The sequence below is a fragment of the uncultured Slackia sp. genome (assembly GCF_959608125.1).
Classification (GTDB): Bacteria; Actinomycetota; Coriobacteriia; order Coriobacteriales; family Eggerthellaceae; genus Slackia.
The window spans coordinates 1-6,264 of record NZ_CAUHPG010000038.1 but is presented as its reverse complement, the minus strand read 5'-3'; the positions used below and the strand labels follow the sequence as shown (position 1 = coordinate 6,264).

Below are 6,264 nucleotides of genomic sequence, written 5' to 3'. Positions count from 1 at the left end.
GGCGCCTTATGTCGCGGCGCAGGCGGTACTCCAGCCTGCCGACCTCGGCGGCGTGGGCGCAGCCGGCGCACAGCGTCACGTCGAGGTCCCCGAACGCCACCTGGCGCAGCGCGTCGGAGCCGCCGCAGTGGCGGCACGCGGGCGTGCGGTCGGTGAGCGGGGCCAGGCCGCGCGTGGGGGCGGTCACTTGCGGCACCTCATGCGCGCCTCTATCTCGTCGATAGCGTCGTTCAACGCGTCTTCGTCGGTGAGCGCGGCGGCGTCGCATCCGTTGTCCGCGCACACGTAGAGCATGATCGCGACGGACACCGCCGCCTGCTCGTAGTCGAATCGCTCCTTCATGACGTCCTCGGCGACTTTCACGCCGATCTTCACGAGCTGCAGCGCGTCGGTCACCTCGCGCGGTGCGCCATCGGCCATCGTCTCGAACTCCCCGCGCAGCATTTCGAGCGCGCGGGCGCCCTTCTCGTCCACTGCCATGGCAGCCACCTTCCTACTCGGCCAGCTCGGCGAGCTGCCTCAGATACCATTCGTGGGGGTTCTCGGGGACGAGCCTCATCCCTTCGAGCGTCTCCGGCGGCTCGCAGAAGCGGCACCGCCCGTCAACCATGAAGCCGCACCACGTATTGCAGCGCGCGGCGGTCATGGGGCATTTCTTGGCGCAATCCATGCGCATCGCCTCCGTAGTGGCACGCAAGGCTACGCAGCCTCGCGCGCGCGTTTTATTAAGGTATTTATTTATTAAGTTGTTGTGCTGTTGCACAAAAATTAATTAATTAAGTTCAGGTACTAGGCACCCGTGCCGGCGTGCCAAGCGTGCCAACCCCGTTTGACCTGGGGCGATAGGTGGCACACTTCGGCACGCCTGGCTACGCGAACGCGCTTCGCGTGCCACTTTCGCGCCCGTCACTCGTCTATATTCCTATAGACACGGTATGATTTCCGCTCGCCGCCGACGCTCTCGTGGCCGTCTGGCACGCTTTTTACGTGCCACTCGGCTTTAAGCGTGCCTGCGAAAGAGCGGCTGCTGACCGGCTTCACGCCGTTGTCCAGGCACCAGCTGTGGTAGCTGCTGTACACGGCCTGGGGGCGCATGCCCACGACCGTCGCCGCGTCAATGTCGCCCTCGTCCATCCATTGCAGCACCGTGTTGTTGTCAACCTTGATCTCGTTGACGATGGACACGCTCGCCAGGTTCGGCGTCATGCGGCCGCTCTCGATGATGCGGCGCAGCCCCGCCACGGCGAGCCGGCACATGTAGCGGCACGCCTCCGGGCTGGTCAGCTTCTCGCCGATGTTCGGGTCGAAGTCGGGGTCGTCGCGGCTGAATCTCGCGTTGAACTGCAGCGGGAACAGGCGGCGCATCGTGCCGCCGGACGAATCGCCCAGCTTGGGGAACTTGTTGGCCGAAAAGACCATGGTCGCGTAAGGCGCGAACTCCACGCCCTGCCCGTTCTTTACGTCGCTGTACACGACGTCGCCGGTGGCGACCTTCTTCACGACGGCGAGCACGTTGCCCGAAAGAAACTCGTTCGATATGTCGTCGCCGAGGTTGGCCAGCTTGCCCATGAGGCGCACCGCCTGGAAACGCTCGCCGATGACGTTGATGTCGAGAGAGGACACGTTGTCAACGCCCACCAGCGCGCGAAGCATCTTGATGTAGGTCGATTTGCCGTTGCTGCCCTCGCCCAGCAGGATCGGGCAGTAGCCGTACTTCGCCGACCTATACAGGCACAGGCCCATGATCTCCGACAGGTTCATTTCCATGCCCGGGTCGCCGCACGCCATCTTTCGCAGCGTGCCGTCCACGGCGTCGCACGACGCGAACGGGTCCCAGTCGTGCGGCACGACGTTGGGGATGACGTCGTCGGGCGCGTAGGGCCTCAGCTCCATCGTTTCGACGTCCAGCACGCCGTTCGCGAACGCCACCAGGTTGGGCGGCGACTGCCTGACGCGCGGGGCCTTGATATCCACGTAGCTGCAGACCTCCTTACGGTTTGTCGTGGTGCAGTCCTCGCTCATGTCGATGATGATGGAGTTGATGTTGCGCCACCCCACCTTGTAGACCGCGCCGTCCCGCACGGCGGGCATGCCGTCCAGCATGCAAGCGCCGTGCTCGTCCATGATGCGCCGCGCTATCGCCGCGTGGTCGAACTTTCGCGGCCGGCCCGGTCCGCGCTTCGGCTCGTCGGGTTCGGAGCCTGTCGCGACGGCTGCGGCCACCTCGTCGCTGTAGCCCTCGCGCCGCCGCATCACCGATTCGACGATGCGGGCCACCTCTGCATCCGGCAGCGGCGGGTCGCAGTCGGTCGCGTTGGCCTGCTCAACGAGCAGCGCGATGCCGTCGGGGTCGATGCCCTTTGCGCGAAGCCCGCACCCGTAGCGGTACAGGTAGTCGTTGCGCCCGCCCTCGCCGACCGCGCCGCGCTCGAACCTGCGCCGCTCGCCGCCCTCGGCTTTCGCCGGCTGGACGCTCGCGACGAACGCCTTGACGTTGTCGTCCGCGTCCGCCGGCGGGAACTCTTCGGGGTCGAACTCCCACTGGTACGCCACGCCGTTGGGGTGGATGCTGGGCGGCGCGACGATGAAGCCGCCGTCGCTTCGGATGTCCACGGCGCTGTCGCGCCCCACGCTGTTGCCGACGCCCTGCATGCGGTACAGCATGTGGTAGCCGCCGCGCCCCGTGATGGACGTTGCCGTCTCCGGCAGCTCGCCGTGCGCGTTCTCCCACGTGCGCAGCGTGTCGTAGCCGTCCTTGCCCGCGTCTTCGTCCACGTCGATGTCGATTGCCACGATGCCGCCCGAAGCGGCGCCCATCGCGATGCCGATGTTGTCGTTCGGGTGGCGTTCCCACCACGCCTTGACCTGCGCCACGTCGGCGGTCGCGTCCTTGACGCCGTGCGAGATGTTCGGCTCCTTGCCGCGCGGCTTGAGCGGCAGCACGGCAAAGCCCATCGAAGCGTATTTAACGGCCGCTTCTGCCAGCGCGGTGTCAGCCATCAGCGGCCCCCTTTCCTAGTATCTGCAGCACGCGCTCCCCGGCTTCTTCGGGCGCGCAGAAGTGAAAGCGGCATCCGTACCGCTCCTCCATCGTCGCGCACGCCTTGGCCATGCGCCGCCCGTCGATGGGCGGACGCAGCCCGCGCTTCGCGTTGACGAAGCGGCGCGGGTTCTGCCAGCCCGCCAGCGTGGGCAGGTCGCGCACGCCGTCGCGGTTCTCGACGAGGAAGTGCAGCTCGATGCCGCACTCCCTCGCGTTGACCAGCTCCCGGCGGAAGCGCTCGTGCTGCTGGTCGATGTTGCAGGCCAGCTCGTTCAAGTCCTTTTTCGTATCGACCGATACGGTGCCGCCCACGAACATGTAGTCGCCGGCGATGAGCTTGGACCTCACGACCTTCTGGCCGATTGATTGCCAGTACTCGTTCTTAACGACGTGCTGGTCAGGTTTCTGCCTTGTGTCCTCTACGAGTACCGCCACAGCCGCCGCCTAGAACGGCAGCGCCGCGTCGTATCCGGCGGGCTTAGGCGCCTCGGCGAACGGGTTGGGTCGCTCCTGCGCGACGCGCTTGTCCACCGGGTCGGGGACCTTGTAGTCGCCCTTTCGGATCTGGTCCGCGTCGTATGAGCGCACGAAGTACCAGCGGTGGTCGTCGTAGCCCCGGTCGTTGGTCTTGTAGTGGTCCTTGAACACCACGCCCACGAGCTTGCCGACGAAGCCCTGCGGGTTCACGCCGTCGAATCGGTAGCCAGGGTTGCTCTTCTCGATGTTGGTGAAGAAACGCTTGAAGCGCGGTTTCTGGTCCACCTCCTTGTTCTGCCACTGGTTCCATTCGGTGCCGTAGCCGACCTCGAACTCATGGAGCCAGGAATTGCGCGTGGCGAACTCGGACGCGGCGAAGATGCCTGCATGCGGGCCTTCTGCGATGTCGTAGGTGACGACGATCTTCTGGTTCTGCTCGTCGTCCTTGACGCCGGTGATGCGCACGACGAAGCCGTCGGCCTTCGGCAGCTCGAAACGGCCGTCGCCCGCCTCGTCGATCTCTTCCCATTTGATTGCCTGCATTTAATTCTCCTGTTCCTTGTCGGTCTTGCTTTCGTACTCGTGAAACAACATGGACCGGAACACGGCCATGAAGTCACGCGGATACCTGAGTTGCTGGGTGCTTAGGATCTCCAGCGTCGTGGCGGCACCTGCGAGGGCGGCGCGTTCTTCCGCGTCTTCGCGGACGGCCTGCTCTTCGAGCATCAGGCGCATAAGCCCCTGCACCTCGTCGGCGTCGCAATAGAAGCGGCTACTCTGGTTGCACAGCATCGGCGTACCGCCTTTCCATCAGGCCCCACGGGCGCATCACGCAGTCGGACACGTCGGCTTCGAGTATCAGTTTCACGAGGTAGTTGGCGCACTCCGTGTCGTTCTCGTCCACGGCCAGCGGGCAATGCGCGCAGTCTTCGTCGTTGCTGCATGCGCCTAGCGCGGCGCGCGTGATTTTCAGAACCTCTTCGCCCGTCATTCGGCATCGCCCCCGCCCGTGGACAGGGGCCGCATGCCCCAGTAATCGCGAACCGCCGTATCGACGGCTTTCAGGTCGTTGTCGAAAACGGCGCTTGCGAACATGCCCATGGGCGCTTTCGCGATGCCGCGCTCGTCCGGCTCGACGCTGAACACGTGCTCGCCGTCGCGAACCTCGCAGTTGATGACGATCGGGAAAAGGCCCTCGATGCAGAGCTTCTCGTCCAGCATCTTGCCGATGCTCTTTGGCCGCACGTTGCCGCGTTCGTCGGTGTCCGGGTGGTGCAGGAAATAGACCACGGTGTCATCGTCCGTGGCCATCGCGCATTCGAGCAGGCGCTCGAACTCCACGGCCATGTCCACGAATTTGCCGTATCCAGATTCCTTCGCTTTCGCGAAGTTGGAGAACTGCATAAGGTAGGTGCTATCGTCCACCACGTAGGCGCGCAGCTTGTTGGCGCGCAGGCTCGCCTCGATGGACGCATAGCCGCATCGGTCGGCCTTGGTAAGGCGCTTTCGGAACGGCAGCGGCTTTCCTGCGACGTTGAAGATGCCGACCTCGCCCTCGTCGAAATTGCGCAGGCTGGTGGACTTGCCCGCGCCGGACTTGCCCACCACCATGACCAGGACGCCCACTAGGCGTCGCCTCCTTCCGCTTTCTCAAGCCTGTAGAACTCGACGCCCTTGCAATAGAAGCGGTATGCCCGATGCGACCCGTAGCAGTCGCACTCGACGCGCTCCCCCGCCGCGTCGGCCAGGGCGCGCAGCGTCTCGATCGACGTCAGCGGCAGGCCGACCCATCTGCGCTGGTTGCCTGGGTCGGTTATGTCGCGGTATGCGTCTTCATACTCGCGCCGCGCTTCCGCCAGGCGCTCCACCTGCTCTTTCGTCACGCGCATGGGAAAAGCCTCCCCTCTCCTTCGGATTCGATGAACTTGTTCACGAAATACGCTTGACCCTTGCCGGTGACCTTGGGCGTTCGCGTCACGGTCACGTGGCCGTCGCTGTGCGTCACCGCCGTCTCCTTGATGCGGAAAAGCCCCATTTCCATGGCTCGCTGCGTGGGAACGTTGCGGTTGCACCCGGTCTTGCCCAGCCAGCCGTTGTCGCGCAGCCAGCCGAACAGGCGGTTCTGGCCCATGTCCACGCCGTTCTGTCGCAGCATCTTCGCCAGCTCGCCGACCAGGCAGGTGCCGTCGGACGCGGCCACCGCGTCGGCGAAGAGCGCCTTGGGGCGCAGCTCGGCGTTCTCGGCGGTCAAGCCCTCGATGCGCTCGCGCTGGCGGGCCATGGTGTCGTTCGCGACCAGCAGCGCGCGGGCCATGATCTCCTCCGGCGTCTCGTCCGGCTTCGCGGCGAGGTAGCCGCCGGTCTTGCGGATGGCGGGGAGAACTTCGTGGGTGACCCAGCGTTGGAACTGCTTGGCTTCGGGCTTGCGGCTGCGCATGACCAGCTTGTAAAAGCCGGGCTCCGTAACAATGCGAACTTCCTGCGTTCGGCCGATGGTGTCGATGACTTCAGTAATACTGAACTCATCTTCATCCAGTCGCGCCATTGTCTCGGTGATGTTGCTTACGCCGAGCGCGTCGCAAACGTCCTTCGCCACGAACCAGGGTTCGCCGCCGTTCATGCCGGCGCGGATAGTCCCGAACGCCGCGTTCTCGAACGCCATCAATCCGGCGTTGTCTGCTAGTACCATGTGACCACCCATCCTTTCGCCGCGAACAGCACCACGAAGATGCCGACCACGAAAC

Annotated in this window: 11 protein-coding genes; all 11 read right to left on the bottom strand. The window is 64.8% G+C overall.

The annotated features are described in order from the left end of the window. The coding region (locus tag Q6E04_RS09000) for a hypothetical protein (protein ID WP_303250442.1) at positions 1 to 187 on the bottom strand (187 nt) is incomplete at its 3' end. Continuing rightward, positions 184 to 480: a hypothetical protein gene (locus tag Q6E04_RS08995; RefSeq protein ID WP_303250441.1), complete on the bottom strand. Its 297-nt coding sequence runs from the start codon at positions 478 to 480 to the stop codon at positions 184 to 186. The genes Q6E04_RS09000 and Q6E04_RS08995, both read right to left, overlap by 4 nt. 13 nt (positions 481 to 493) lie before the next feature. Beyond that, positions 494 to 670 (bottom strand): hypothetical protein, encoded by a 177-nt coding sequence (locus tag Q6E04_RS08990; RefSeq protein ID WP_303250440.1) that lies wholly within the window; start codon positions 668 to 670, stop codon positions 494 to 496. Positions 671 to 906: 236 nt separating this feature from the next. Continuing rightward, complete coding sequence (locus Q6E04_RS08985) at positions 907 to 3,000, bottom strand: phage/plasmid primase, P4 family (RefSeq protein WP_303250439.1); 2,094 nt, start codon at positions 2,998 to 3,000, stop codon at positions 907 to 909. Beyond that, positions 2,993 to 3,478, bottom strand: a complete 486-nt coding sequence (locus tag Q6E04_RS08980) for a hypothetical protein (protein WP_303250438.1) — start codon at positions 3,476 to 3,478, stop codon at positions 2,993 to 2,995. Before Q6E04_RS08980 ends, Q6E04_RS08985 begins: the two co-directional genes overlap by 8 nt. A 9-nt stretch (positions 3,479 to 3,487) precedes the next feature. Continuing rightward, the gene (locus Q6E04_RS08975; RefSeq protein ID WP_303250437.1) at positions 3,488 to 4,063 is read right to left on the bottom strand and encodes a hypothetical protein; all 576 of its coding nucleotides are present in this window, start codon (positions 4,061 to 4,063) and stop codon (positions 3,488 to 3,490) included. After that, positions 4,064 to 4,312 carry a hypothetical protein gene (locus Q6E04_RS08970; protein WP_303250436.1) on the bottom strand — a complete coding sequence of 83 codons (249 nt, stop codon included), beginning with the start codon at positions 4,310 to 4,312 and terminating at the stop codon, positions 4,064 to 4,066. Continuing rightward, on the bottom strand, positions 4,293 to 4,511 hold the full coding sequence (locus tag Q6E04_RS08965) for a hypothetical protein (RefSeq protein WP_303250435.1): 219 nt from the start codon (positions 4,509 to 4,511) through the stop codon (positions 4,293 to 4,295). Before Q6E04_RS08965 ends, Q6E04_RS08970 begins: the two co-directional genes overlap by 20 nt. Next, a complete protein-coding gene (locus Q6E04_RS08960) occupies positions 4,508 to 5,146 on the bottom strand; it encodes a hypothetical protein (RefSeq protein ID WP_303250434.1) in 639 nt (212 codons plus the stop codon). Before Q6E04_RS08960 ends, Q6E04_RS08965 begins: the two co-directional genes overlap by 4 nt. Further along, a complete protein-coding gene (locus tag Q6E04_RS08955) occupies positions 5,146 to 5,409 on the bottom strand; it encodes a hypothetical protein (protein ID WP_303250433.1) in 264 nt (87 codons plus the stop codon). The genes Q6E04_RS08960 and Q6E04_RS08955 overlap by 1 nt, the downstream gene beginning before the upstream one ends. After that, the coding region (locus tag Q6E04_RS08950) for a phage antirepressor KilAC domain-containing protein (protein WP_303250432.1) at positions 5,400 to 6,264 on the bottom strand (865 nt) is incomplete at its 5' end. The genes Q6E04_RS08950 and Q6E04_RS08955, both read right to left, overlap by 10 nt.

Bases quoted from the DNA above. Each gene is read 5' to 3' on its own strand.
- Q6E04_RS08995 (WP_303250441.1), bottom strand. From the start codon at position 480: ATGGCAGTGGACGAGAAGGGCGCCCGCGCGCTCGAAATGCTGCGCGGG.
- Q6E04_RS08990 (WP_303250440.1), bottom strand. From the start codon at position 670: ATGGATTGCGCCAAGAAATGCCCCATGACCGCCGCGCGCTGCAATACG.
- Q6E04_RS08985 (WP_303250439.1), bottom strand. From the start codon at position 3,000: ATGGCTGACACCGCGCTGGCAGAAGCGGCCGTTAAATACGCTTCGATG.
- Q6E04_RS08975 (WP_303250437.1), bottom strand. From the start codon at position 4,063: ATGCAGGCAATCAAATGGGAAGAGATCGACGAGGCGGGCGACGGCCGT.
- Q6E04_RS08970 (WP_303250436.1), bottom strand. From the start codon at position 4,312: ATGCTGTGCAACCAGAGTAGCCGCTTCTATTGCGACGCCGACGAGGTG.
- Q6E04_RS08965 (WP_303250435.1), bottom strand. From the start codon at position 4,511: ATGACGGGCGAAGAGGTTCTGAAAATCACGCGCGCCGCGCTAGGCGCA.
- Q6E04_RS08955 (WP_303250433.1), bottom strand. From the start codon at position 5,409: ATGCGCGTGACGAAAGAGCAGGTGGAGCGCCTGGCGGAAGCGCGGCGC.